This window comes from Arthrobacter sp. T572 (assembly GCF_056780115.1).
The window spans coordinates 2,887,731-2,911,407 of record NZ_JBRAZQ010000002.1; the positions used below are offsets into that span (position 1 = coordinate 2,887,731).

The following is a 23,677-nucleotide window of genomic DNA, read 5'->3' on the forward strand; positions in this document are numbered from 1 at the left end:
ATGTTCACCGTTTGCGCCGCTTGCCGCTCCTTTCTTCCGCACGGTCATGCCGGTACCGCTCGGCGGCGCGCTGGCCGCGGTCGGCGGACATGACCTTCTGGTGCCACTCCCGTTGGTAGGCGCGGCGTGCGGCGGCATCGTGCTTGCGGTTCAGGGCTGCGAGCTCACGCTGGAGCTTGAGGTAGCTCGCCCACCGCCGGGGATCGAGGGACCCGTCGGCCAAGGCTGCCTGGACGGCACAGTCGGGTTCGGCCTGGTGGGAGCAGTCCGCAAAACGGCACGCGGACAACAGCGTTTCCAGGTCGCCGAACATTTCCTCCATGCCGTCCTCGGCGTCGAACAGGCCAAAGCCCCGGACGCCGGGGGTGTCCATCAGGACCGCACCCCCTGCCAAAGGGATAAGTTCCCGGGAAGTTGTGGTATGCCGTCCTTTCCCGTCCCCTGTACGCACGGACCCCGTTTGCTGGATGTTCCTGCCGGCGAGCGCGTTGATGAGCGTGGACTTTCCAGCACCCGAAGGTCCCAGGAGGACCAGGGTGGAGCCGGCCGGAATGTGCTGCCTGAGCTCGTCCAGCCCGTCGCCGTGCTCGGCCGAGGTGGTGACCACTTCCACTCCGGCCGCCTGGAGGATGACCTGTCCCACGACATCGTCCGCCAGGTTGGCCAGGTCCGCTTTGGTGATCACTACCAGCGGAGTGGCGCCCGAGTCCCAGGCCGCAACCAGTGTCCGTTCCAGCCGGTTGTGCGTCAGGGGCCGGTCCATGGGCACCACGACTGCCACGATGTCGATGTTGCTGCCGAGAATCTGTTCCTCTGAGGACGCCTCGAAGGCGCGCTTGCGGCTCAGTGCCGAACGGCGGGGAAGAACGTCGACGACGGCCGGCTCCCCGGCGCGGTTGGTGCCGAGCCATACCCAGTCACCGGTGGCGGGAACGGGTCCTTGCCCGGGGTAGGGCAAGTGCAGGAGCCCGGCAGCCGACGCGACCAGGACCCGGTTGCGGTCCAGCCTGACGATGCGGCCGGGACGGTCATCGGGGCCTGACAAGGCGGCAGGTACGGGATGGGCCCGAAAGAGGGCGGCGATGGATGGCGTGTAACCGTAGTCGGCCGGGCCGGAGATGGGGTTGCTTGAGGGGTTGCTTGAAAAAGCGGAAGTATTCAATGGTTGGCCTCTGGTGAGGCCCGGGCCGCCTAGCTGTGGACGGCGGACGCCGGGACAGGGATGGTGATGTGCTGGACCCGCAGGGCACTGGTGTGCAGGGCGCGCAGGACCGTGGCAGTCATCAAAATCCACCTCCTTGGCATCCGGGCCGTCCGTTGATCGGCCGGCAGCGTTCTTCAGCGTAGCGGTACCGGCGCCTCCGCGCCAGAGTCAGCCGGCGTGGTCGGTGAGCTTTCCATCCGCAGGGCGTTCCCGATGCAACCGCAGGGCAACGTCAACCAAGGAAACGCGGTTGAGCCCAGGGACGTCTTCCAACGGTATCCACGCGGCGTGAGTGGTGCTTCCGTCAACCTCGTGGGTCAGTTCGCCGCCCGTGATGCTGGCCTCATAGACGAGCCGGAGGGCCTGGAAATCACGTAACGCGCCGTCCGGCTGGACGTCCCGCGGCCAATGTCCGACATCGATGCCGAGCATTCCGTCAATGTGGGCCTCGTAGCCGGTTTCCTCGAACACCTCGCGCCGGCAGCCGTCCACGGGATGCTCCGCGAGGTCCAGTCCGCCACCCGGCAGCGTCCACCCTTCCTTGCCGTCCTGCTTCCAATAGGCCAGCAGGATCCTGCCGTCCTGGACGATGACGGCATAGGCGGCGGGGCGGGTGTCAAACTCCAGGCTCATGGTGCCAGCTTAGGCTGCAGCAGCCCGGAGGTGCGTCAGGGAGGCCTTAGTGCAGCTCGGCTGCGGCAATGGGACCGGCTTCTTCCGGTCCCAGGTCAGGTACTTCCCGGAGTTCGACGGCGGTTCCGGGCTTCTCGAGTTCCAGCACCTTGATGCTGTTGCGGCCTGCGTTCACCAAGGGCGCAGGGGCGTACAGCGTCACTTGCGGACCCTTGGCCCAGTAGCGGCCCAGCAGGAATCCGTTCAACCAAAGGAATCCCTTGCCGAAGTCCGGGAGCGCAATATAGGTGTCCGCCGCTTCTTCGGCGTGGAAATCCGCGCCGGGCAGTTTCTCCACCTGCTCCGCGTCCCAGTCGGCCAGGGCCACCGGCGTCTGGGTCCAGTGGAAGGTGTACCGCTGGTTGATGAGGACGCCGCCCAGGATTCCTTTGGACTGTCCGGTCAACGGACCATAATTGATCCGCCCCAGGTTTTCCACCAGGATGTCCAGCCTGGCCGCCACACCCTGACCTGTAACAGACAGCCCTTCCGGACCCGTTACGTCATCCAGGACACCGGCAAAGGATCCATCAACCCAGATGTAGGCGCGGTCTGCCAGGCCGCTGATCCTGATCCGGCACTCCGTTGGGGTCTCCGGGAGTCCCGGCAGGATGGCCTCCGACGTATACAGCACCATGCCGCCGTCGAGCCCCAACTGCTCAAAGGTGAGCGGCTTGACGCTGGTGACCGGCTTGCCGCTTTCCCGCAGGAACTCCAGGAGATCCCCCGGCTCGGACAACGGCAAGGTGGCGGCCGGCAGCACTGGTGGCACGGCCAGCAGGTCAGCCGGCAACTGGGGCAGTTCGGTGATTCCACTGGCGCGGTGGAACTCCCGGCGGAGGGCATGGAACTTGGGCGTCAGCTGGCCGTTTTCGGCGATGGGTGCATCTGAGTCATAACTGGTGACCGTTGGCTGGAGCATGGTGCCGTCGTGGTTGCTGCCGGATCCCAGACCGAAGTTTGTCCCGCCGTGTGCCATGTACACACAGAGCGACCCGCCAAGGTCCAGCATCTTGCGGGCTTCCGCAGCGGCGTCTTCGGCGTCGCGCCGATGGTGGTGCTCACCCCAATGGTCGAACCAGCCGCCCCAGAACTCGACGTTGAAGAACGGCTCATCAGGGCGGCGGCGCTTCCACGTCTGGATGGCTTCCTCGCCGCGGCTCCCCAGCGTTGCCGTCGCCCACGTGCCCTCTACCGAACCGCCGTCGAGGAAGTAGTCATTGCCGCCGTCCGCGGTGAACAGCAGTTCGGTGATGCCCCGCTCTTCCAGGACCCGCCGGTTCCACCTGATGTAGTCGTGGTCGTCACCGTAGCTTCCGTACTCGTTCTCGATCTGCACGGCGACCACGGGACCACCGGCCGACGACTGACGGGAAGCGATGATGGGGAGGAGGTGGTCGAACCACTCCTCGATCGCCGACGTGAACCGGGCATCCATGCACCGGAGCCCGATGCCCGGAATTCCTGTCAACCACGCGGGAAAGCCGCCATTGTCCCACTCCGCGCAGATATAGGGTCCCGGGCGGACGATGACCTCCAGGCCTTCTTCGGCAGCGGTGTCGATAAAGGCGCCCAGATCCCGCCATCCGGTAAAGTCCGGAGCCTCGTCGCGCTTAGGCTGGTGGAAGTTCCATGCCACGTAGGTGTCCACGGTGTTGGCGCCCATCGCCTTGAGGCGGCGCAGGCGATCCCTCCACAATTCCGGGTGCACACGGAAGTAGTGGATGGCGCCGGCGAGGATGCGGTACGGTTCACCCGAACGGTAAAGGACGGCGTCGTGGTAGCTCAAAAGGGCGTTGTTCACACGGAACAGATTAGCTCAGATTCCAACATTTATGCACAGGTGATTCACACATGACCAACTTGGATACCGCACCAGCGGAGCAGGTATGCCCGGCCGCTCCCGAAGGACAGGGCCCGTGTGTCCAGTTGTGGCCTGAACGGGAAGTACCACTGGGCGGCGTCCGTGCCATGAACGTCTACCGCACGCTTCCGCAGCGCGGGTTGCCTACCGTTGGTGCATGGTGTTTCCTGGACAGCTTTGGCCCTGACCGGGTTGCCATGAGTGTCCTCCCCCACCCGCACTGCGGCCTGCAGACCGTGACGTGGCCGTTGGAAGGTGCAGTCCGCCACCGCGACAGTGTGGGCAGCGACGTGGTGGTCAATCCGGGCGAGCTGAACATCATGACGGCAGGCCACGGCATTTCCCACTCGGAGTTCTCCGTTCTTCCCACGCCGCAGGACGGCCGGACCCTCGCCGCAGATGAAATCCCGATGTCCCGCGGACTGCAGCTGTGGGTAGCGCTTCCTGATGAGCACAGGCACCGCGAGCCGTCCTTCGAGCAGCACCGGGAACTTCCCGTGGCCTTGGGCGATGGCTACACGGCCACAGTCATGGTGGGTGAGTTCGCCGGGCAGCAGTCGCCCGCAACCATGTTCAGCCCGATCGTAGGGGCGGACATCGTAGGCTCCGGGCTTCTGCACCTGCCCCTGCGCGACGACTTCGAACACGCCGTGCTCGTCCTCGACGGCCACGTCACCATCGACGGCGAAAGTATCGACCCCGGACCGTTGGCCTACCTCGGTGCCGGCAGGTCCTCGCTGGCCGTGGAAGCCCGGCCGGACACCCGGTTCATGCTGCTGGGCGGGGAGCCGTTCGGCGAGGACCTGCTGATGTGGTGGAACTTCGTGGGACGCACCCACGAGGAAGTGGAGAAGGCCCGGGAAGAATGGGAGGCCGAAGGCCTGCTCGACGACGACGCTGCCGCCGCCTCGCGCTTCGGCCACGTCCACGGACACGGACCCGCGGCCGGTGCCGAGGCCGGCCGGATTCCCGCACCACCGCTGCCCGGCGTCAAGCTCCGGCCACGAAGCCGCGGGTAGCTCAGGCCGGCTGTTCGGCCACCAGCCGGGGCACGCCGAAGACGGGATCCTGCTGGAGGATCCTCACGTCCACGATCCCGCCCTCGGCGAGCCTGGCCTTGAACGATTCCTGCAGCCGTAAAACGTTCATGCCCAAGCCGCTGCCAAGGATCACGGGACCCGCCAGGCCCAGCTGGCGGACGGCTTGCGCCGCGAGGTCCGCAAGGTCCCGCCCGGCCTGCTCGACCAAGCCGATGCCCACCTCGTCACCGGCATCGGCTGCTTCCACCACCAGGCGGGCCTGCTGCGCCCAGTATCGGCGGCCCGTATCCGGCGAGTGGAACAACGCGATCAGCTTGCCGGGCTCGTCCACGCCGCAGGCCTCGAGCAGGGTACGGCTGAGGCGGTCCGGCTCCAAGCCCTGGTTCATGCGCCGGAGACTGTGGCGCACGGCTTCCCGGCCCAGCCAGTAGCCGCTGCCTTCATCACCCAGGAGGTACCCCCAGCCACCTGCCCGGGCCTCTTGACCGGCCTGGTTCCGACCCCACGCTGCGGATCCCGTTCCGGCTATGACCGCAACGCCGGTGCTTGCACCACCGGCAGCCAGCAGCAGCCTGGAGTCGTGGACCACGGTAATGCGCGCACCGGGCACATGCGGCGCGATGAGGTCCGCGAGCGCCCTGGCGTCCTCGTCGGTATCGATTCCCCCCGCACCGGCGTACACCTGGTCAACGGTGCCGCCGCCGATCTTTCCGAACAACTCCGCAAGATTGGCCATGGCCTGCTCAACGGTAACGTTCTGGACGTTGGAACTGCCGGCGTTTTCATCGCGCACGGGAACACCGTCCTCGAACCGGACCCCGCGGGTCTTGGTCCCCCCGATGTCGAGTCCGATCACGGTGCCGGTGATGGCCGGGGACGCGGAGGAATGCGCGGCAGAGTCAAGATTGTTCACCGTGAAAGACTAGCTTGGAGCGTCCGGAGGAGAAACCACATGCCCCTGTTCACCACACCCTTCATTGCTGCTCCCATGGCCGGCGGTACGTCGACGCCCGCACTGGTCCAGGCTGTGCACGATGGGGGCGGACTGGGCTTCCTGGCCGCCGGGTACAAAAGCCCCGACGCCATGGCAGCAGAGATTGCCGCTGCACGCGCCGCCGGAGTTCCCTTTGGCATGAACCTCTTCGTGCCAAACAGGGAGCAGTTGGCCGCACTGCGTGGCAGCAAGGAACGGGCGCGCCTGGAGGCCTACGCGTCGGATCTGGAAGCAGAAGCCGCCCGGTACGGGGCCACAGTCCCGGCGTTGCGCCTGGATGACGACGACGCCTGGCAGGGCAAAATCGACCTCCTGCTGGCCGAACCGGTGGAGTACGTCAGTTTCGCCTTTGGACTTCCGGGCTCGTCCGTGGTCAAGGCCCTGCAGCACGCAGGAACGACAGTCATCTCAAGCGTCACCAGCGTGCCCGAAGCACTGGCAGCTGCCGCGGAAGGTCCGGACGCCATCGCCGTCCAGCACAGCTCCGCCGGCGGCCACACGGCTGCCTTCCTGACCTCCGGCGGGACCGCGGGAACCGTCCCGGCCAGCACGACGGCGGACCTGGTCGCCCAGGTGCGTGCCGCCGTCGGACTTCCCCTGGTAGCGGCCGGTGCCGTGATGGATGCGGGAAGCCTCCGGCAGGTCCTGGCGGCAGGAGCGGTAGCCGCACAGGTGGGTACGGCGCTGGTGCGTACCGACGAAAGCGGTGCACGGCAGGCGCACAAGGATGCGCTCGGTGATCCCCGGTACACCGGCACAGCCATGACCCGGGCATTCACAGGCCGATGGGCCAGGTCCTTGGTCAACGAGTTTGTCATGGACCATCAGGACGCTCCGGAGGGTTACCCTGCCATCCACCACCTGACGGCACCCCTCCGTGCCGCGGCCTCGGCGGCTGGCGACCCGGAGCGGTTGAACTTGTGGGCCGGCACAGGCTGGCAGGCAGCCCGGAGTGGACCGGCGCGGGAAGTGGTCAAGACGTTCCTGAGCGGGCTCTGACCAGTTCAGCAAGCAGCGCTTCACCCCGCCCCACCACCATTTCGCGGAAGAGCCGGACAGCGTCGGGTTCGAAGGTGCGCTCCCGCCACGCGATGCCGATCTGGCGGAACGCCAGCCCTGATTCGATGGGGATCTCTACGAGTCCCAGCTCCGTTTCCGGAAGGAATTGGCCTGTTCCCGAGCCGGGGCCGGCCGGTGGAAGGATGCTGTAGCCAAGACCGGCCGACACCAGTCCGCGCACGGTGGTGGACTCCTGGACCTCGAACGCCGTGCGGGGCCGGAAGCCGGCTTCCCGGAGCAGGGCTTCGCCCAGGGCACGGAGGCCCACGCCTTCGGGAAGCGTCACGTAGGGATCGTTTCGCAGTTCCGCGAGGTGCACGCTGCTGCGCCGGGCCAGCGGGTGCCGGTAGTGCAGCACTGCCCGCAGCGGTTCGCGGTAGAGGGCGTGGGACGTGATGCCCCTGCCCACCGGTGCGATGGGCGCTGTCAAGGCAAAGTCCGTGTCTCCGCGCGAAAGTTCGTCCAGGCAGCCATCCCGCGGACCCTGTCGGAGGTCAAACACGATGTTGGGGTGCCTGGACCGGAAAGCGCTGATGAGCAGGGGCAGCGTTGCCTCCCCGAACGTGTGCTGGAACGACACGCCGATCCGCCCGCGGACAATGTTGGACTCGTCCCGGACACGGTCCAATCCGGCCTGGAAGTCTTCCAACGCGGCCTCGACATAAGGCAGGAGCGTCCTGGCCGCCGGTGTCAGGCGAATCCCCCGCCCGTCACGGACCAGGAGGTCCATTCCCACGATTGCGCTTGCCCTGGCCACCGCCCGGCTGACCGTCGACTGGGGCACGCCCAGGATCTGTGCCGTCTCGGTCATGTGCTCTGTACGTCCGAGCTCGGCCAGGACAGGCAGGAGGGGCAGAAGCTGGACCAGTTGGCGATGGTCGGGTTCCATCCGGGTTTCCTCCGGCTTCCTTGATTCATGCACAAATGCATCGGTTGTCATCAAATTATGCATTGGATCATCATGTTCCGGGAGGCCTACTCTGGGCCGGTGAATGAAGCCGCCACTGCCACCGCCGCCCCGTGGGAGGGCCACGTCCGCGGGTCCCGGGGCTACCGACGCGTGCTGGCCGCCCTGGCCCTGGCGGGAGTTGCCACCTTTGCGCAGCTCTACTCCACCCAGGCTGTACTCCCCCTGATGGCCCACGACCTGCGGATTTCCGCCGCGGAAGCCGCGCTCAGCATCTCGCTGGCCACGATCGGCCTGGCCGTCACCGTCCTTCCGTGGTCATTCGTGGCGGACAGGATCGGACGCGTGCGGGCCATGGGAATCGGTATTGCAGCTGCCACCGTGCTGGGGCTGCTGGTGCCACTGGCTCCCACGGTGCCGCTGCTGCTTGGCCTGCGGACTTTGGAGGGGATGGCGCTGGGAGGCATTCCAGCAATTGCCATTGCGTACCTGAACGAGGAAGTCACCAGGATCCACACAGCGCTGGCCGCCGGCAGCTATGTCGCCGGGACCACACTGGGTGGACTTGCCGGGCGTTTGGTGGCCGGACCTGTCGGGGAAGTGTGGGGCTGGCGCGCCGCCGCGTTGGCTGTTTCCCTGCTCGCCACGGTCTCGGCTGTGCTCTTTCTGGTGCTCATACCCAAACAGCGGCGCTTCACTCCGTCCGCAGCCACAGGCTTGCGCGGAGCCCTCCGGACGTTGGCAACCCATGCAGCCAACCCCAAACTGCTGGCCCTTTACCTGCAGGCCTTCCTGCTGATGGGCGGTTTTGTGGCCGTGTACAACTACCTGGGATTCCGGCTGCATGCCGGGCCGTTCAACCTTCCCGCCAGCGTCGTCAGCCTGATCTTCCTGGCCTATCTGTCCGGCACCTTCAGCTCCCGGTGGGCGGCCGGGCTCACCACCCGTTTCGGACGCCGCCGGGTCCTGCTCGGCGGCATCGTTGTGATGTCGGCAGGTCTCGCCCTGACGCTGCCAGACAATCTTGCGGCCACGCTGGCAGGACTGGTGGTGTTCACCGGCGGCTTCTTTGCAGCCCACAGCGTGGGGTCCGGATGGACGGGAGCGATTGCCACCACGGGACGCGCCCAGGCAGCGTCGCTTTACAACCTCTCCTACTATCTTGGTTCCAGCGTTATTGGCTGGGCGGGCGGCCTGGCCTTCCAGTCCTTCGGTTGGACGGCACTTGCCGTGGGCGTCATCGTCCTGGCCATCACGACGGCGGCAGTCACCGCCGCCGTGCATCGGCCACCAGAGCGCCGGGACCGTTGACGCCGAAATACCGCAACCTAGAATCAGAGGCATGAAGAGGGCCTCCCAGCCGAGGGAATTGTCGTCGCCTGAACGGTTGCAGGCTTTTACCGATGCGGTCGTGGCCATCGCCCTGACCCTGCTGATCCTGCCCCTGATGGAAAGCGTGGGTGAACTGTCCGACCATAACGGCACCACGGCCGACTGGTTGGTGGAAGAACGGTATCCGCTGTTGGGATTTGCCCTCAGTTTCCTGCTGATCGCCGTGTTCTGGGTCCATCATCACCGGTTGTTCAGCAACGTTCGGAGGGTGGATCCGGGACTGCTCTGGCTCACCATCGCGTGGATGCTCACCATTGTGTGGATGCCGGTAGCCACCGCGTTGTCCACGCAATTGCAGGGCGACTGGGCCCAACCTTTGGTGTACATCGGCACGTTGTTCGCTGCCAGCTTCCTCCTCCTGCTGGCACGCCTGTACTTGCGGTCCCATCCTGATCTTCATGATCTACAGGACACCGCGGAGGTATCAGGCATCAGGGCAAGCGCAATCGTGGCCGGTCTGTTCCTGGTTGCCTTGATCATCGCCTTCGCCGTTCCGGATCTCGGCAATCTGCCCTTGCTCCTCATGGTCCTGAGCGCACCCCTGCAGCGACTTGACCGGAGACTGTACAAAAGGGCCTGAAAGTCCCTGCCTGGCGCTCGAAATCCAACGCCTATGATGGTTGCAGGGCAATTTCAGGAGGATCATTGAGCAGCCAGGCGAAGAATGTTCGGCACACAACCGGTGGTGCAGAGCCGCTCGATGCCATCGACGGGAAAATCCTGGCAGCTCTGGTGGACGACGCCAGGATTTCCAACAAGCAACTGGCCGAGTTGGTGGGGATCGCACCCTCAACAGCCCTGATGCGCACCCGCGCACTGTCCGAGCGCGGAATCATCGAGGGGTTCGAGGCAGTCCTGAGCCTGCCCGCCATCGGACGTTCGGTCCAGGCCCTGATCGCGGTCCGCCTCCGCGCCCACGACCGGGACCAGATCGACCGGTTCACTGCACGCGTTCCCAAGCTCCCGGCTGTCATCTCCACGTTCCACACCACTGGTTCCGTTGACTACCTGCTGCACATCGCCGTCGCGAATACCGACGATCTCCGCAATTGGCTCCTGGACAACCTGGCCACCGACCCCGTGGTGGGCCACACCGAGACCACCATGGTGTTCCAGCACATCCCGGGCAACCGCGGTCCGCTGCCGGAGTAGGAGCCTTTGCCGCCGCGTCCCCTCAGCCGCGGCGTCCGGAGCGAACGGAGACGGCGGCCAGGACCAGCGCCGCCGCGCCGCACGCAGCGGTAAAACCCACGACGGCGGTCTGCTGGCCCAGAGCTGAAACCGCCAGTCCCAGCCCAATCACCGGAACGGCGCTGCCCAGGTACGTGATGACATAGACCGTGCTGATGACCTGCGCGTGCCGGGACGGCTCAACCTTGCCGGCCACGTTGTTGAAAACATGGCGGAAAGCAATGCCCTGCCCAATACCGGCTGCGACGCTGGCCGCCACGAGCAGCAAGGGGCTGGACAGCCCGGAAGCCACTCCGATCAACACCACGGAGACACCCAGCACGGCCAGGCTCAGCGGCACAACAAACCGGCCCCGGACCTCCAGGAGCTGGCTCAGCGCGGAAGCGCCCAGCGTGATCCCCGCCAGCACGCCCAGGAGGGGACGCGAGTCCACCTGCAGCATTGAGGCGAAAACGCCGGGCGCCAGGGACAAGCAGAAACCGAACACCGCAAAACTCAGGAAACCCACCGACGACGCCAGCCAGAACGCTCCCCGCGCGTGTTGCGAAACAGCCGGTTTCCGCGGCGCGAGGACGGCGAAGGCAGGCCTGCCCAGGGCCGGGGCTATGGCGGGCCGGGCTTTGAGCAGCCACAGCGGGACCAGTGCCGCAACCAGCACGGCCGAGTGGATGTAGTAGGGCGCCCGCGTCGGGTCAGGCAGCAAGGACAACAGTCCCCCGATCGCGGGACCGGCCGCGACTCCGCCGGCCGATGACAACAGCGTAAAACGGGAAGCCCAATCCGGGCGCTGGGGCAGCAGCTCCCGCAATGCCGCGGAGCTTGCACCCGTAGCCAGGCCCACGGCCACACCCTGCAGGGCGCGGCCGGCGCTGAGCATGCCAAGCCCGTTTGCCTGGGCAAAGATCAACCCGCCCAACAGTCCCACCAGGACAGCGAGCACCAAGGCCGCACGCCGTCCGATGTGGTCCGACCAGTGGCCGGCAACCATGAGAACGGTGACCAGGGCGAGGACATAACTGGAGAAGGCGATGGTGACGTCCAGGGAAGACAACGCCCACTGGTCCTGCAGCAAGGGATAGAGAGGCGTGGCCAGATTGGCGCCCACCAGCAGGGCGAAAATCACCACGCCGGCCAGAACCAGCCGCGATGTTGTGGACGCGTCCCAACCCCAGTGCCCCGCTGTGGCTGGACGCATGCGGAGTTCGCTCAAGACAGTCATGGTGTGGTGTGCCTTCGCCTCAAGGTCCCCGCCCCGCCTTGTGGGCACGGCGCGAACCGCAAAAGAATTCGGTGGCAACAGGATGCAACGTGTTTGGGCTAATGAGCTCCATAAGCTGGGATGATTGAGCAAAACAGTCAAAGCCATCCAGCCAGATTGATGCGGAGTGACCATTTGAACACCCTCGACCCCTTGGACCTGAAGATCCTGCTCGAACTCATCAAGGACCCACGGATCCAGATAGCCGAACTCAGCGAGTCCCTGGGAATCGCCCGCAACACGGCGCAAAGCCGGCTCAAAAGGCTGTTGCGAAACGGCGTGCTCCAGGCTTCCGGCCGCGAGGTGGACTTGGAAAAGGTGGGTTACGACGTCGTCGCCTTCGTCACCATCGAGGTCACCCACCGGGAACTCGACGGCGTCATAGGCGCCTTGCGGCTCATCCCCCAGGTGCTGGAGGTCCATGAAATCTCCGGACGCGGGGATTTGTGGTGCCGGGTGGTAGCCACGGACACCCACAATCTGCAGGCGGCGCTGAGGTCCGTCCTGCGGACCAAAGGCGTCATCCGGACTGAAACGGTGCTGGCCCTGCACACGCACATCCCCTACCGCACCGAACCATTGATGGAGCGCCTCGCACGGGCAGCCAACACGCGGCCGGCATGACACCTGCGCGTTGACTCAGCTTCCTGTTCGCGGCACTAGGATCGTCACCATGGAATGGCTTTCACACATCACTGACATCAACTGGCTCGCAGTACTGATCGCCTTCGTGGCTAGCATGGTGATCGGGTTCGTTTGGTACATGCCTGCCGTGCTTGGACGCCGGTGGATGGAGGCCATCGGCAAGACGGAAGAAGACCTGAAGAACATTGAAGGCGGCGCGGGGATCTGGGGTCCCATGATGCTGGCCGCAGCCATTACCAGCATTCTCCTGGCAGTCCTGATCAGTGCCCTGAACCTCAATACCTTCTTCGCCGGTGCCTTCTTCGCACTGATCGTGGCACTGGTCTTCCGCGCAGGAGGGCACGTCATCCACAACGGCTTCGCCGGACGCCCGTCGGCCGTCACCGTGATCGACTCCGGGCATGACATTGTGGCCATGACGGTCGCGGGAGCCATTATCGGGGCCATGCAGTAGCGTTCATCCGTGACCATTATCGATAACGCCGTCTACGTTGACGGTGTCCGTACGGCAACCCCGCACAGCCTGGAACAAACCTTTGAAACGCTGGCGGAGCACGGCGGCATGGCCTGGATCGGGCTCTACCGGCCAACCCGGGAAGAGATGGCAGCCGTTGCCCAGGAGTTCGAACTCCATGAACTGGCCGTGGAAGATGCCGTTTCCGCCCACCAGCGGCCCAAGCTTGAGCGCTACGACCACAACCTGTTCACGGTCCTCAGGCCAGCCCGATACCTGGACGACCAGGAAACAGTCGAGTTCGGCGAACTCCATATCTTCACCGGACCCAACTTCGTGGTCACCGTCCGGCACGCGGAAACGGGCGGCGTTGCCCGGGTACGTCAGCGGTTGGAGAAACGCCCGGACCTCATGAAACACGGCCCGGAGGCCGTACTGTACGCGCTTCTGGACCAAGTGGTGGACGACTACGCTCCGGTGGTGGCCGGACTCGAGAACGACATCGATGAGATTGAGGACCAACTCTTCAGCGGCGATACTGCGGTCTCCCGCCGCATCTATGAACTGGCGCGAGAGGTCATCCAATTCCAGCGGGCCATCCACCCTCTGCCGGACATGATCGCGCTGCTGGAAAAGGGGTTCGAGAAGTACGGTGTGGACATTGAGCTGCAACGCTCCCTGCGGGACGTAGAGGACCACGTCCAGCGGGTCATCTCCCGGGCCAACTCCTTCCGCGACCTGCTGCAGAACGCACTGACCCTTGACGGCACGCTCACCGCCAACCGCCAGAACGAAGCCAGCGCAGCGCAGAACGAGCAGGTGAAGAAGATTTCGTCGTGGGCGGCCATCCTGTTTGCGCCATCATTCGTGGCCGGCGTGTATGGCATGAACTTTGACCACATGCCCGAACTCCACTGGGAGTTCGGCTATCCGCTGGCCGTGGGACTCATGTTCGGCGCGGCCTTGCTGATGTATGTCATCTTCAAACGCAAAGGCTGGTTGTAACTCCCCGCGTCCCATGAAAGGCCGGCGGGAGCTGATCCCGCCGGCCTTTCGGAACGTGGAGCCTTGGTCAGATGGCCCCGCCTGCAGCGGCCGGCGCACCGGCATCGTGTCCGCCGTCGCCCACGGTTTCGCGGGCCACGTAGTTTTCGATGTCGAAGAGGTTCTCGGCGCGTTCGGTGATGTTGAGGAGCGTGGTCATGGAAGCCACTTCCTCCACCTGCTCCTTGAGGAACCAGAGCATGAACTGCTCGCCCAAGGCATCGCCCTCGGCACGGGCAGCCCGGAACATCTCCTCAATGTTCCGGGTGACTTCCTTCTCCTGCTCCAAGGCCAAGGCAATGGGTTCCTTGGCGTTGGTGAAGTTGTTGCGGACGGGTGCGATGCCGGGGATTTCCACGTGGACATTCCGGTCCAGCATGTACTGGACCATCATCATGGCGTGGTTGCGCTCTTCCAGGGACTGGCGGTAGAAGTGCCGGGCCAACTGGGGCAGATCTTCGCCGTCAAAATAGACCGCGACGGCGATGTATTGCTGGGAGGCCGCAAACTCATTGGCGACCTGCTCGGACAACAACTGGTTGAATGTCTTCTTAGCCATGGCACTGATCCTACCGCCGTACGCCGACGCTCATCGGTGGGATTGGTCACCACCGTCCCAGGCCTTTACAGCACTGTCTGGGCACACCAAACGCCGGTGCCGGCTGCGGCCACAGACACCGCCATCGAGCCAACGCCGTTGACCACCGCCAGCACCGTCCGGCCGCTCTGGAGCAGCCGGATGGTTTCCAGGCTGGCAGTACTGAAGGTGGTGTAACCGCCCAGGAACCCCGTACCCAGGACCAACTGCAGCGACTCCGGCGCGTGGCCCCTCATCACCAATCCTGCAATCAGGCCCAGCGCCAGCGAACCCGACACATTGATCAGGATGGTGGCCCACGGCAGCGCGGTCTTCACGCGGCTGCGGACAGCACCGTCCACTACGAACCTGGCTGCGGCGCCCGCTCCACCGGCGAGGGCCAGCAGTAAGACCATCATGCGTCCTGCCGTCCCTTGCCTTCGGCCAACGCCGGCCTGCCCTGGGTACGCCTGTGGATCAAGGCACCGAGCCCGATTCCCGCGACGGTGGCGGCCGCACCCCCGGCCAGGGACAATCCCAGGTACCACGCTGCGGCGGGGAAGGCACCGGCTCCAAGCAGGTGGACAGCGTCCAGCGCCAGCGTGCTGTAGGTGGTGTAGGCCCCAAGGAAACCCGTCCCCACGGCCAGCCGCACGCTCCGGCGTGTACCGGCGTCGGGCCCTTTGCGGGCGAGCGCCTCAAGCAGTGCGCCGAGCGCAAGGGCCCCGGAGAGGTTGATGACCAAGGTGGGCAGCGGAAAATCATGGGGCGCTGGAATAACCAGCGACAGGACATAGCGCGCGAGCGCACCGGCAACACCGCCCGCGGCCACCAACCCAACGAATTTCCACTGAAGGTGCACAGGGCGCGCGGTGTCAGTCCTCGTCATCGTCGTCCGGAAGACGCGGATCCACCGGCACCACGAGTACCGGACGGTCCTGATGGTGCACCAGGTGCCTGGCGATCGATCCTCCCGTCAGTTCCTTGATCACGGAACCCAGCTTGTGGTCCCTGCTGCCCACCACGATCATGCTTGCACCCGAATGGTTGGCCTCGCGGGCAAGGGCCTTGGCGGGTTCGCCGGCAAGGAAAACCGCCGACCACTCCACGTCCAGGCCGGACAGCCGGGCTTCGAGGTCTTTCCTCAGCTGTTCGGGGATGTCCTGCTCATCAGCGTCTCCGCTGTCAGGGTCGATCGGAGCCGCAGCTCCCCCGGTGGTCCCATCCACCGGGTATACGGTGACATCGACGTGCGCACACACCAGCGGCAGTCCGGCGGCGGCCGCCAGCTTGGCTGCTTGCTCCACCACAACAGGGCGCTGGCCTTGGACGACACCTACCAGAACGGGTCCGGACATCCGGGCGGGTTGTTCCAGGCGGTGCGGAGTGTCAGTCACACGGCCAGTTTACGACGCGGTTGTGCGCTTAGCTGCGCGGCGGTCGCAGGCCGAAAAGCAAAGGAAGCACGGAGCAGACCATCAGGACATTGCTTAACACGTGATCCTCGGGACGGACCAAGGCACCTGCAATCAGCAGGGCGCCGAAGATCAATGCCGCCACAACCCGCTGCCCCAAGCGGACGAGCTTTGCCATGTGGCGCTCCAGCCGCGGGTTGGCAACTTCGAGGGATCCCTCATCAACTTTCCGGATCAAGGCATCCAGGCGCCTGGGCATGGCCACCGCCGCGGCGGCTATCTCCCAGGCCTGCGAGGCCGCGTCCCTCACCACATTGCCGCGCTCGTCCCGCAACAACCGGGCGGCGTAGGGCTCCACCGAATCCCACAGGTTGAACCTGGCGTCCAGGGAACTGCAGACCCCGGACGTCAAGGACATGGCGCGGATGATGAGCAGGAAGTTCTCCGGCAATTGGAAGGGCAGCGACCGGACGACGTCGCCGAACTCCATCGCAAAGTCGCGGAACTCCCGCGGGTCCACTTCCTTCAACTCGGCGAACCCCATTCCGCCGAAGCGCGCGAACAGCTGCGTCATGGCCTGCTCCAGCTTCAGACTGTCAGCGGAGGGGACCAGCACTCCGATATCGCTGATCGCAGCCACCAACCCCCTGCCGTCGCGGGCTGCTGCCGCGATCAACAGCTTCCGGAGCCCGCTGCGCGTCTTCACCGGGACCTCGCCCATCATGCCAAAGTCAATGAACGTCAGCTTCCACGGGTGCCCCTGCCCGGAATCCGGGGCAGGGGTGACGAAGATGTTTCCGGGGTGAGGGTCTGCGTGGAAGAAGCCATGGGTGAACAGCTGGTCGAACATTACCGAGGCAAACACGGGCGCCACCTGCACCGGATCGATCCCCGCGGCCGCCAACTTTGCCGCATCCGTGATCTTGATTGCGGTTACATCCTCGAGCGTCAGGACCCGGCGGGTGGTCCGCTCCCAGACGACCGCGGGCACGGCCACCCTTGCGTCATCGGCAAAGTCCGCAGCAAACCGTTCTGAGTTGGCGGCCTCATTAAGGTAATCGATCTCTTCCAGGCTTGTCTGGGAGAACTCCTTGATGAGGGCAGGTACGTCCGCGCGCGCCGAGACGATCCTGATGCGGCGAAGCCAGCCACCCACCCGCCGCAAGGCAGCCAGGTCGACGTCCACGATCCTGTCGATCCCGGGACGCTGCACCTTGAACACGACGCTGCCCAGGCCGGTGTCCTCCGCGATTCCCGGCAACAACTGCGCCCTGTGTGCCTGGCCCAGGGATGCGGCAGCGATGGGTGTTTGGTCGATGGAGGCAAACACCGCCTCCAGGGGTGCCCCGAGTTCCTGCTCGGCGAGTTCGCGAATGGCCGAAAAGGCCACCGGAGGCACTTCGTCCTGCAGTCCTTCAAGTTCGGCAGTGATTTCGGGCGGCAGGACATCCAGCCGTGAGGACATGAACTGGCCCACCTTGATCATCAGTCCACCCAGTTCCACCGCCAGGGAGTGGAAGCGGCGTGCGAAATGCCGCATCCTCCGAGCCCTGGTCCGCTCGGCAAGACCGCGCAGGCCCACCCGGGGCAGTATCAGCTCATACCACCACGTCACCGCGAGGTGCCAGGCGGCGAACCGGAGGATCCGGCGATACCGGGCACGGGTGTCCCCTGACCGGCGTTTCGTCTTGGTGAGGCCGTGCAGTCCGGACGCCAACCGGTCAGTCCTGGGCGAGGATGGCGTAAATCCGGCGACGGGCTTCTTCCAGGACCGTCACTGCCTCCTGCACTTGTTTGGGTGTCCCGGTCCGGCCAACCTGCGCGGCCGCTTGGGCCAACTCGATCCCCGCCTTGGGCAACGCCGCGAAGCCATGCCCGGAGCCGGCCGAGGCCCACAGGTTGGAGGTTTCGGCACCGGCAACGTCCTCGCGGCCAGCCTCGGTCAACGAGTAGATCTTCCGGCCGTTGGCTTCCTCCGAGGTGACGAATCCCTCATCTGCGAGCAACTGGAGCGTCGGGTAGACAGAACCTGCACTCGGTTTCCAGTCGCCGCCGCTGCGTTCCTCTATCTCCCGGATGATCTGGTAGCCGTGCATGGGCCGCTCGGCCAGGAGGGCGAGGATGGCTGTCCGCAGTTCGCCGCGGCCGGCCCGGGTGCCCGTCCGTTTCTCGAACCGCGACCGGAAGTCCTCCATCGCCTGCCACATACCGTCAAAGCTGTTCCCCATGAATCCGCCTGCAGGGAATGAATCACGCATTGTGCCCACCTCGCAAAAGATCGCGAACGATACTGAACGATAGCCCAACGATATACCTGGCAGAGGTGGCGGACAATGGCCGCGGCCACTGGACTAGCCGAGCCGCTGCGCCAGGGCGACGATGATCCCCTCCGGTCCCCGCCCCAGGCTTTGGAAGAAGCTGATGGCGTTGTCCAGGCCGGTAAGGCTTCTGAGGGGGACAGAAACAAGGGGCCATCGCCGTGCTGACGGGGCATGGAGCCAAATGTGGAGCTAAGGAGATTCGAACTCCTGACCTCTTCGATGCGAACGAAGCGCTCTACCAACTGAGCTATAGCCCCCGGGCCACTCATTGGATCCGTGGCCGGTGTCCCTAGGCTATAGAGTTTCCCGCCGCTTTTCCAACCAGGACACGAACGTCTCGCGGCCCCACGCGTGGCCGGGTGCGAGGTTGAGGCCGGCGCGGAGGTAACGGCCCATGGCGCCCGGCAAGGGCAGCTCCACCACCCTGCCCCGCGCACCGGTCACGGATTTCCAGGTCACCGCCATCTCCCGCATGCCCAGCACCTCCGGGCCACCCACAGTGCGAATACGGTGGTTCTCCGAAGAGCCGGGTTCCAGGGCAGCCTCGAGTACAGCGGCCGCCGCATCCAACGGCGAGATCGGCTGGAAACGGGCACCTTTGAAGACCGGGATCAGCCCCACTCCGGCACCGGCTTGGAACACTGCCACCGGCAGGCTGTGGAACTGGGTCGCACGGACCGCTACGGTCTCCAGCGGCGACTCCTGGTAAACGCGCTCCTTGGCAGATTTGGAAGCGTAGTAGGCCGCAGTGCTCTGGTCGCAGTTGATGATCGACAGCACCACGGCCTTGCGCACGCCTGCCCGGTCAGCTGCCTCCAGAAGCCGCACCCCGCCGTCGGCGAATCTCTTCCGGGCCTTGCCGAACTGACCCTCCAGGCAGTCGATCACGACGTCGGCACCCGCCATTGCGGCTTCCAGACCGGCGCCTGTGGTGACGTCACCCGCAAAGTAGGTGGCGCCGTCGTGATGCTTTTCGGAACCGGCCTGCGGCGTGTGGCGGCTGAGGACGCTAACGGTGTGGCCGGCGTCGAGCGCCAGGCGGACGACGTCACGGCCTACCTGGCCCGTTCCCCCGGCGACGCAGAGGTTTGCCATGCTAGGCGCGGCGGCGCTGCAGGACGTCGTCGAGGTTGCTGAGGGCGCTTTGGCCCTTGGCCCCTGCCACGCGTGCCTGTGCGGCGGCTGCGGCTTCGACCTGCTCGATGCCCTGCTTGAGCACGGGTTTGCCGACCGGCTTGGGAGCCTCAGGGAGGTCGAGGGGTTCGGGAGCAGGGCGGTTGGCCTTGAGCGCAGCTACGTAGGTCGGCTTGGGAACCTCCACAGGCTCCCAGCTGCTGCCCTTGGCATCCTGTGGAGATTCGGCAGAAGTATCACCGGCAGCGAGGGCCACAGCCAAAGCCGCCTGCCTGAGCTCCACCGCAGAAAGGCGGGCGGCTTCATGGCTGCTTGCTTCGGCATCAAAGACGCTGGTTTCTTTCGCCTCGACGGGCTGCTGCTTCGGCAGGTAGCGGGCCGGCGTAGGGATGGGCGCCAACCGCGCCTCGCGGCGTGCCCGCCGCTCGCGCAGGTCGCGCAGCGCAAGCCGCCGCAAAGTGACCACGGCCACGGCTGCTCCAATGAGGGACACCAGCGGAAGCCAGAAGGAACCGACCCGGAACACGAGCAGGATGGCGGACACCACCGAGGTCAGCAGCAAGGCCAGTCCGGACAAGGCCAAGGTCAGCCTGGCGTAGCGGATGGTGAAGGGGGTAGGAGCGGGCGTGACCACGGAGGGTCCAGGCATGCGGGATTCGAAGGTGGACGCCGGTGCTTTGCTGTGCATGGTCTCCATCGGTTTCTCCTGCCGCGGCGCCACCGTGAGGAGCACCCCTGCCTGCGTTTCGTCTGGTTCGTCGTCGAAGTGGTCTGCCGGCCCGGTAGCCGTTTGGACTTGCTGGCGCTTGCTCCGAAGAACATAGGGAGCCACCCACACCATCCAGAGCGCGACAGTGACCACAAGGATCACTGAGCTGCTGAGAGGGAAGTCCACATTCAAAACCGTAGAAGCAAATCATCAGGTGCAGCGGCATTGCCTGCGGTGTGTCGTGGGCGAGTCCCCAAATGATTGGAGTTATGACCACAAAGGGCCTATGACCTGCCCGTTCGTCCCCTCAGCCAGCCCTCCAGGAGGCCATGCGGAACTTCCTCCGCCGTGAGGGCGAAAGAGCGGTGGTCCGCCCACTCACCGTTGATGTGAAGGTAGCGCTCCCGATAACCCTCGTCCCGGAAGCCAAGCTTTTCCACAACCCGCAGGCTGGGACCGTTCTCCGGTCGGATGTTGATCTCCATGCGGTGCAGTCCAAGGGCCCGGAAGCAATGGTCCGTGGCCAGCGCCACGGCGGTGGGGGCAATACCCAACCCTGCCCGCTCCTTGTCCACCCAGTACCCGAGCGTGGCCATCATGGCCGAACCCCACAAAATGGAGGACACCGTGAGCTGCCCAACGATGCGTGGCTGAGGAAACCCGGGTGTCCATTCTGTAATGAGGAAGGGCAACGCGGTCGACTGCCTGGCCTGGGCGTTCAGGGACGCAACCATTTGCCGGTAACTGGGCAGGCGCCCACCCGGTGCAGGGTTGGACGCCTCCCAGGGAGCCAGCCATTCGCTGTTCCGCGAACGGACTTCAGTCCATTCCCGCTTGTCGCGGTAACGGATCGGCCGAAGTACAAGGTCTCCGCTTTCCAGCGTTACCGGCCAGATCGCAGAGCCGTACATCCTGAATTACTTAGGCAGGTCGGCCGTGAAAGTCGGCAGCCACTCGCGGAGCTCAGGGCCGAGGTCTTCACGTTCGCTCGCCAGCTCGATGCAGGCCTTGAGGTAGCTGAGCTTGTCTCCGGTATCGAAGCGGCGCCCACGGAACACGACACCGTACACGCCGTAGCCTTCGCCTTCACCGGCTGCCAGGACTTCAAGGGCGTCCGTCAGCTGGATCTCTCCCCCTCGGCCCGGCGCCGTCTTTTCCAGGACGTCGAACACGGCCGGGTGAAGGACGTAGCGGCCAATCACGGCAAGGTTGGACGGGGCTTCTTCCGGGGAAGGCTTCTCCACCAGCTGCTTGATGCGGACGTAGCCGTCCTCGCCGTTTTCCTCGACATCGGCGCAACCGTAGGCGCTGATCTTGGACGGCTCCACCTCGATGAGGGCCACTACGGATCCGCCGGTCTTCTGCTGGACGGCGATCATGTCGCTGAGCAGATCGTCCTTGGGGTCGATCAGGTCGTCACCCAGCAGGACCGCAAACGGTTCACGTCCCACATGCTGCTTGGCACGCAGCACCGCGTGGCCAAGGCCGTTGGGGTCGCCCTGGCGGACGTAGTGGATATCGCCGAGGTTGGTTGCCTTCTGGATGGCCTCCAGCTTGGACGTATCCCCCTTCTCCGCGAGGGTGGCTTCCAGCGCGGGCACGCGGTCGAAGTGGTCCTCCAGCGCGCGCTTGCTGCGACCGGTGATCATCAGGACGTCGTGCAGGCCAACCTTGACCGCTTCCTCGACGACGTACTGGATGGCGGGCTTGTCAACCACGGGCAGCATTTCCTTGGGCATCGCCTTTGTTGCGGGCAGGAACCTGGTACCAAGACCCGCTGCAGGGATGACGGCCTTACGGACAGCATTGTTATCGAGAGTCACCGGACTAATGTAACGGAAGGAGCACACCAACGGGTAAACCCCCCGCCGAGCGGGTCGAACAAAATGCAGGGACCCCATCAGCGCCGATGTTGCTGCGTTGACCGGGGCCCGGACGGGATTGAGATGGCAACGAAGGAAGACATCCGTCGAAGCCGCCGGCTTCACCGGCGCACGCTCACACCGGAACAGATGGCCGCCGCCGGCGCTTCGATAGCCCGGCATGGCATGGCGTGGGCGGAGAAGAGGTCCAACGGCACGGAGGCTTCTTTTGCCATCTATGTCGGGGTGGCCCACGAGCCACCAACGCTGCCGCTCATTGCTTCCCTGTACGACTCCGGCCACCGGGTGCTGCTGCCCGTCTGCGAGGCGGGACGGCGGCTGAGCTGGGTCTACTGGACTCCGGACACCGCCTTCGTGCGGTCCGACTTCGCACCGATCGACGAACCCGAAGGCGAGCGCCTGGACAGCAGCGTGGCAGCGGGCGTGGCCGGCATCTTCATGCCGGCCACCGCGGTGGACAGGGACGGAAACCGCATTGGACAGGGTGGCGGCTACTACGACCGCCTCCTGCAGGAATTCGACGCTTCGGGCGGGCGTCCGCCCACCATTGCGGTGGTGTACGACGACGATCTGTTGCCTTCCGGTGCAATCCCCGCCGAAGAATTCGACCAGCCGGTCCCGGAAGCACTGACACCGTCCGGCATACACACCTTGGGCGCCTTGGGCGGCGGTGTGTGAGGTCCTGCACATTCCATGGCGGGTTGCGCCCCTTCAGATGCTAGAATTGGCACTCAGGCCCTGTGACTGCTAATGCGGGTTTTTCCGCAGAGCATCCATCAGGACCTGTACTTTGTTCTGAAGGAGGAATTCAGTGCCCACATATGCGTACGCCTGCAAAGACTGCGACCACGCGTTCGACATCGTCCAGTCCTTTTCTGACAGCTCCCTGACGGAGTGCCCGGAATGCCAGGGCTCGCTGCGCAAGAAGTTCAACAGCGTAGGCGTTGTCTTCAAGGGTTCAGGCTTCTACCGCACCGACTCACGCGACTCCAAGGGAAGTACGGTCTCTGCCGCTCCATCAGCTGCAGCACCGGCCGCTGCTCCGGCGCCTGCCGCCACCCCGGCACCCGCCGCAGCGGCAAGCTGACCGCATTATCCACATAAGGCAACCGGCCGCTGTTTAGCGGCCGGTTCCGGTGTTTAACGTGGCTGTATGCCACCAAAAACATCCGGATCCCTGATAGTCCGTCGTCCAACACCGTACGTCGGCGGAGCCTCCGTTACTTCCCCCCGGCCTTCCCGGTACACCAGTCGCAACCCTGCCCGCCGGCTCAGACTTGGATCCCTGGTTGCAAGGAACCGCCGCCTCACTGTTGCACTGCTGCTCTGCCTGGCCACCGGGATCGCCGTCCAGCAGCTCACCCCGGCATCGGAACAGCGCGTCAGCATTCTGGCAGCGGCCCGCGACCTCCCGGCAGGAGCCACCCTCACGGAAGCAGACTTCACTTCTGTCGGCGTCCCGCCCGACCTCGCCCTGGACGGAACGCTCCGGGACCCCGCATCCGTGGCCGGACGCCAGCTGGCATCACCCTTGTCCAAGGGCCAACTGCCCACCGAAGCAAACCTTCTGGGCCCCGGCCTCCTGACAGGAGCGCCCCCGGGAACGGCCGCCGTACCGCTCCGCATGGCGGATCCTTCATCCATCCAACTGCTCTCCCCCGGCCAACTGGTCAACGTTGTCCTCACCGCTGCGGGATCGTATGACGAATCCAGGGACAACCGCATACTGGCAGCGTCCGTCCCGGTGCTCTGGACTTCCGCCCAAGGAGGCACGTCCGGGCAGTGGCTTGGGACCAGCGAAACCGAGGGTTTGGTTGTTGTCGCCGCGGACCCGGTGCAAGCAGAAAAGCTTGCCGGCGCGTCTACGCAAGGCAAGCTTTTCTTTGTGCTGGTGAACCCGTCATGAAGGGCGGC

The 23,677-nt window shown here is 65.2% G+C and carries 27 protein-coding genes and 1 tRNA gene; 11 read left to right on the forward strand and 17 right to left on the reverse strand.

Going from position 1 to position 23,677, the window contains the following annotated elements:
* Positions 1 to 4: 4 nt before the first annotated feature.
* From rsgA to ACUYMZ_RS14565, 3 genes are all read right to left on the reverse strand, one after another.
* Positions 5 to 1,162 (reverse strand): ribosome small subunit-dependent GTPase A, encoded by a 1,158-nt coding sequence (rsgA, locus tag ACUYMZ_RS14555; protein WP_481604064.1) that lies wholly within the window; start codon positions 1,160 to 1,162, stop codon positions 5 to 7.
* A gap of 210 nt (positions 1,163 to 1,372) precedes the next feature.
* Positions 1,373 to 1,837 (reverse strand): NUDIX hydrolase, encoded by a 465-nt coding sequence (locus ACUYMZ_RS14560; RefSeq protein ID WP_481604066.1) that lies wholly within the window; start codon positions 1,835 to 1,837, stop codon positions 1,373 to 1,375.
* Between the two features lie 46 nt (positions 1,838 to 1,883).
* Entirely contained in the window at positions 1,884 to 3,680 is a 1,797-nt protein-coding gene (locus ACUYMZ_RS14565; RefSeq protein WP_481604068.1) for a glycoside hydrolase family 35 protein, read from the reverse strand.
* Between the two features lie 50 nt (positions 3,681 to 3,730).
* Between ACUYMZ_RS14565 and ACUYMZ_RS14570 the strand changes: the two genes are divergently transcribed.
* Positions 3,731 to 4,759 carry a pirin family protein gene (locus ACUYMZ_RS14570; RefSeq protein ID WP_481604070.1) on the forward strand — a complete coding sequence of 343 codons (1,029 nt, stop codon included), beginning with the start codon at positions 3,731 to 3,733 and terminating at the stop codon, positions 4,757 to 4,759.
* A gap of 1 nt (position 4,760) precedes the next feature.
* Here the strand turns inward: ACUYMZ_RS14570 and ACUYMZ_RS14575 are convergent, their stop codons facing one another.
* On the reverse strand, positions 4,761 to 5,693 hold the full coding sequence (locus ACUYMZ_RS14575) for an N-acetylglucosamine kinase (protein WP_481604073.1): 933 nt from the start codon (positions 5,691 to 5,693) through the stop codon (positions 4,761 to 4,763).
* 39 nt (positions 5,694 to 5,732) lie between these two features.
* Between ACUYMZ_RS14575 and ACUYMZ_RS14580 the strand changes: the two genes are divergently transcribed.
* Positions 5,733 to 6,773, forward strand: coding sequence for a nitronate monooxygenase (locus tag ACUYMZ_RS14580; RefSeq protein WP_481604074.1), 1,041 nt, complete (start codon positions 5,733 to 5,735; stop codon positions 6,771 to 6,773).
* On the opposite strand, the gene ACUYMZ_RS14585 is transcribed toward ACUYMZ_RS14580, so the two are convergent.
* Positions 6,748 to 7,722 (reverse strand): LysR substrate-binding domain-containing protein, encoded by a 975-nt coding sequence (locus ACUYMZ_RS14585; RefSeq protein WP_481604076.1) that lies wholly within the window; start codon positions 7,720 to 7,722, stop codon positions 6,748 to 6,750. The two genes, ACUYMZ_RS14580 and ACUYMZ_RS14585, sit on opposite strands and share 26 nt — an antisense overlap.
* Before the next feature lie 72 nt (positions 7,723 to 7,794).
* On the opposite strand from ACUYMZ_RS14585, the gene ACUYMZ_RS14590 reads away from it, so the two are divergent.
* The 3 genes from ACUYMZ_RS14590 to ACUYMZ_RS14600 all read left to right on the forward strand — a co-directional run bounded on the left by ACUYMZ_RS14590 (position 7,795) and on the right by ACUYMZ_RS14600 (position 10,284).
* On the forward strand, positions 7,795 to 9,051 hold the full coding sequence (locus tag ACUYMZ_RS14590) for an MFS transporter (protein WP_481605900.1): 1,257 nt from the start codon (positions 7,795 to 7,797) through the stop codon (positions 9,049 to 9,051).
* 31 nt (positions 9,052 to 9,082) lie between these two features.
* Positions 9,083 to 9,712, forward strand: a complete 630-nt coding sequence (locus ACUYMZ_RS14595) for a TMEM175 family protein (RefSeq protein WP_481604078.1) — start codon at positions 9,083 to 9,085, stop codon at positions 9,710 to 9,712.
* 65 nt (positions 9,713 to 9,777) lie between these two features.
* The gene (locus tag ACUYMZ_RS14600; protein ID WP_442423059.1) at positions 9,778 to 10,284 is read left to right on the forward strand and encodes an Lrp/AsnC family transcriptional regulator; all 507 of its coding nucleotides are present in this window, start codon (positions 9,778 to 9,780) and stop codon (positions 10,282 to 10,284) included.
* Between the two features lie 22 nt (positions 10,285 to 10,306).
* Here ACUYMZ_RS14600 and ACUYMZ_RS14605 read toward each other — a convergent pair whose 3' ends face one another.
* Positions 10,307 to 11,542, reverse strand: coding sequence for an MFS transporter (locus ACUYMZ_RS14605; RefSeq protein WP_481604081.1), 1,236 nt, complete (start codon positions 11,540 to 11,542; stop codon positions 10,307 to 10,309).
* A gap of 174 nt (positions 11,543 to 11,716) precedes the next feature.
* On the opposite strand from ACUYMZ_RS14605, the gene ACUYMZ_RS14610 reads away from it, so the two are divergent.
* Genes ACUYMZ_RS14610 through corA form a run of 3 tightly spaced genes read left to right on the forward strand, consistent with a single transcriptional unit; the run spans position 11,717 to position 13,685 of the window.
* Positions 11,717 to 12,205 carry an Lrp/AsnC family transcriptional regulator gene (locus tag ACUYMZ_RS14610; protein ID WP_426003513.1) on the forward strand — a complete coding sequence of 163 codons (489 nt, stop codon included), beginning with the start codon at positions 11,717 to 11,719 and terminating at the stop codon, positions 12,203 to 12,205.
* Between the two features lie 49 nt (positions 12,206 to 12,254).
* The gene (locus ACUYMZ_RS14615; protein WP_426003514.1) at positions 12,255 to 12,680 is read left to right on the forward strand and encodes a DUF1761 domain-containing protein; all 426 of its coding nucleotides are present in this window, start codon (positions 12,255 to 12,257) and stop codon (positions 12,678 to 12,680) included.
* Between the two features lie 9 nt (positions 12,681 to 12,689).
* Positions 12,690 to 13,685: a magnesium/cobalt transporter CorA gene (gene corA, locus ACUYMZ_RS14620; protein ID WP_481604084.1), complete on the forward strand. Its 996-nt coding sequence runs from the start codon at positions 12,690 to 12,692 to the stop codon at positions 13,683 to 13,685.
* Positions 13,686 to 13,752: 67 nt separating this feature from the next.
* On the opposite strand, the gene ACUYMZ_RS14625 is transcribed toward corA, so the two are convergent.
* The 11 genes from ACUYMZ_RS14625 to galU all read right to left on the reverse strand — a co-directional run bounded on the left by ACUYMZ_RS14625 (position 13,753) and on the right by galU (position 21,703).
* Positions 13,753 to 14,283, reverse strand: coding sequence for a ferritin (locus tag ACUYMZ_RS14625; protein WP_426003526.1), 531 nt, complete (start codon positions 14,281 to 14,283; stop codon positions 13,753 to 13,755).
* A 65-nt stretch (positions 14,284 to 14,348) separates the two neighbouring features.
* Positions 14,349 to 14,720, reverse strand: coding sequence for a fluoride efflux transporter CrcB (crcB, locus tag ACUYMZ_RS14630; protein ID WP_481604086.1), 372 nt, complete (start codon positions 14,718 to 14,720; stop codon positions 14,349 to 14,351).
* Positions 14,717 to 15,190, reverse strand: coding sequence for a fluoride efflux transporter FluC (locus ACUYMZ_RS14635; RefSeq protein ID WP_426003530.1), 474 nt, complete (start codon positions 15,188 to 15,190; stop codon positions 14,717 to 14,719). The genes crcB and ACUYMZ_RS14635 overlap by 4 nt, the downstream gene beginning before the upstream one ends.
* Positions 15,177 to 15,698, reverse strand: coding sequence for a universal stress protein (locus tag ACUYMZ_RS14640; protein WP_481604088.1), 522 nt, complete (start codon positions 15,696 to 15,698; stop codon positions 15,177 to 15,179). Before ACUYMZ_RS14640 ends, ACUYMZ_RS14635 begins: the two co-directional genes overlap by 14 nt.
* Before the next feature lie 28 nt (positions 15,699 to 15,726).
* Positions 15,727 to 17,433: an ABC1 kinase family protein gene (locus tag ACUYMZ_RS14645; protein ID WP_481604090.1), complete on the reverse strand. Its 1,707-nt coding sequence runs from the start codon at positions 17,431 to 17,433 to the stop codon at positions 15,727 to 15,729.
* 4 nt (positions 17,434 to 17,437) lie between these two features.
* Entirely contained in the window at positions 17,438 to 17,974 is a 537-nt protein-coding gene (locus ACUYMZ_RS14650) for a PadR family transcriptional regulator (RefSeq protein WP_426003535.1), read from the reverse strand.
* 247 nt (positions 17,975 to 18,221) lie between these two features.
* Positions 18,222 to 18,294 (reverse strand) — tRNA-Ala (locus tag ACUYMZ_RS14655).
* Positions 18,295 to 18,331: 37 nt separating this feature from the next.
* Positions 18,332 to 19,132, reverse strand: a complete 801-nt coding sequence (locus ACUYMZ_RS14660; RefSeq protein ID WP_481604093.1) for an SDR family oxidoreductase — start codon at positions 19,130 to 19,132, stop codon at positions 18,332 to 18,334.
* 1 nt (position 19,133) lies between these two features.
* Entirely contained in the window at positions 19,134 to 20,033 is a 900-nt protein-coding gene (locus tag ACUYMZ_RS14665) for a hypothetical protein (protein ID WP_481605902.1), read from the reverse strand.
* 131 nt (positions 20,034 to 20,164) lie between these two features.
* The gene (locus ACUYMZ_RS14670) at positions 20,165 to 20,791 is read right to left on the reverse strand and encodes a GNAT family N-acetyltransferase (RefSeq protein ID WP_426003539.1); all 627 of its coding nucleotides are present in this window, start codon (positions 20,789 to 20,791) and stop codon (positions 20,165 to 20,167) included.
* A gap of 6 nt (positions 20,792 to 20,797) precedes the next feature.
* Positions 20,798 to 21,703, reverse strand: coding sequence for a UTP--glucose-1-phosphate uridylyltransferase GalU (gene galU / locus ACUYMZ_RS14675; protein ID WP_426003540.1), 906 nt, complete (start codon positions 21,701 to 21,703; stop codon positions 20,798 to 20,800).
* A 123-nt stretch (positions 21,704 to 21,826) separates the two neighbouring features.
* Here galU and ACUYMZ_RS14680 point away from each other — a divergent pair, with 123 nt between their 5' ends.
* From ACUYMZ_RS14680 to cpaB, 3 genes are all read left to right on the forward strand, one after another.
* Positions 21,827 to 22,441, forward strand: coding sequence for a 5-formyltetrahydrofolate cyclo-ligase (locus ACUYMZ_RS14680; protein ID WP_481604095.1), 615 nt, complete (start codon positions 21,827 to 21,829; stop codon positions 22,439 to 22,441).
* 133 nt (positions 22,442 to 22,574) lie between these two features.
* Positions 22,575 to 22,850: an FmdB family zinc ribbon protein gene (locus tag ACUYMZ_RS14685; protein ID WP_426003543.1), complete on the forward strand. Its 276-nt coding sequence runs from the start codon at positions 22,575 to 22,577 to the stop codon at positions 22,848 to 22,850.
* 66 nt (positions 22,851 to 22,916) lie between these two features.
* Positions 22,917 to 23,669 (forward strand): Flp pilus assembly protein CpaB, encoded by a 753-nt coding sequence (cpaB, locus tag ACUYMZ_RS14690; protein ID WP_481604098.1) that lies wholly within the window; start codon positions 22,917 to 22,919, stop codon positions 23,667 to 23,669.
* Positions 23,670 to 23,677: the final 8 nt, after the last annotated feature.

Excerpts from the sequence above, each read along its gene's own strand:
- ACUYMZ_RS14560 (WP_481604066.1), bottom strand. The coding sequence starts at position 1,837 with ATGAGCCTGGAGTTTGACACCCGCCCCGCCGCCTATGCCGTCATCGTC.
- ACUYMZ_RS14570 (WP_481604070.1), top strand. The coding sequence starts at position 3,731 with ATGACCAACTTGGATACCGCACCAGCGGAGCAGGTATGCCCGGCCGCT.
- ACUYMZ_RS14580 (WP_481604074.1), top strand. The coding sequence starts at position 5,733 with ATGCCCCTGTTCACCACACCCTTCATTGCTGCTCCCATGGCCGGCGGT.
- ACUYMZ_RS14585 (WP_481604076.1), bottom strand. The coding sequence starts at position 7,722 with ATGGAACCCGACCATCGCCAACTGGTCCAGCTTCTGCCCCTCCTGCCT.
- ACUYMZ_RS14590 (WP_481605900.1), top strand. The coding sequence starts at position 7,795 with ATGTTCCGGGAGGCCTACTCTGGGCCGGTGAATGAAGCCGCCACTGCC.
- ACUYMZ_RS14595 (WP_481604078.1), top strand. The coding sequence starts at position 9,083 with ATGAAGAGGGCCTCCCAGCCGAGGGAATTGTCGTCGCCTGAACGGTTG.
- ACUYMZ_RS14605 (WP_481604081.1), bottom strand. The coding sequence starts at position 11,542 with ATGACTGTCTTGAGCGAACTCCGCATGCGTCCAGCCACAGCGGGGCAC.
- ACUYMZ_RS14615 (WP_426003514.1), top strand. The coding sequence starts at position 12,255 with ATGGAATGGCTTTCACACATCACTGACATCAACTGGCTCGCAGTACTG.
- ACUYMZ_RS14625 (WP_426003526.1), bottom strand. The coding sequence starts at position 14,283 with ATGGCTAAGAAGACATTCAACCAGTTGTTGTCCGAGCAGGTCGCCAAT.
- crcB (WP_481604086.1), bottom strand. The coding sequence starts at position 14,720 with ATGATGGTCTTACTGCTGGCCCTCGCCGGTGGAGCGGGCGCCGCAGCC.
- ACUYMZ_RS14635 (WP_426003530.1), bottom strand. The coding sequence starts at position 15,190 with ATGACGAGGACTGACACCGCGCGCCCTGTGCACCTTCAGTGGAAATTC.
- ACUYMZ_RS14650 (WP_426003535.1), bottom strand. The coding sequence starts at position 17,974 with ATGCGTGATTCATTCCCTGCAGGCGGATTCATGGGGAACAGCTTTGAC.
- ACUYMZ_RS14660 (WP_481604093.1), bottom strand. The coding sequence starts at position 19,132 with ATGGCAAACCTCTGCGTCGCCGGGGGAACGGGCCAGGTAGGCCGTGAC.
- ACUYMZ_RS14670 (WP_426003539.1), bottom strand. The coding sequence starts at position 20,791 with ATGTACGGCTCTGCGATCTGGCCGGTAACGCTGGAAAGCGGAGACCTT.
- ACUYMZ_RS14680 (WP_481604095.1), top strand. The coding sequence starts at position 21,827 with ATGGCAACGAAGGAAGACATCCGTCGAAGCCGCCGGCTTCACCGGCGC.
- cpaB (WP_481604098.1), top strand. The coding sequence starts at position 22,917 with ATGCCACCAAAAACATCCGGATCCCTGATAGTCCGTCGTCCAACACCG.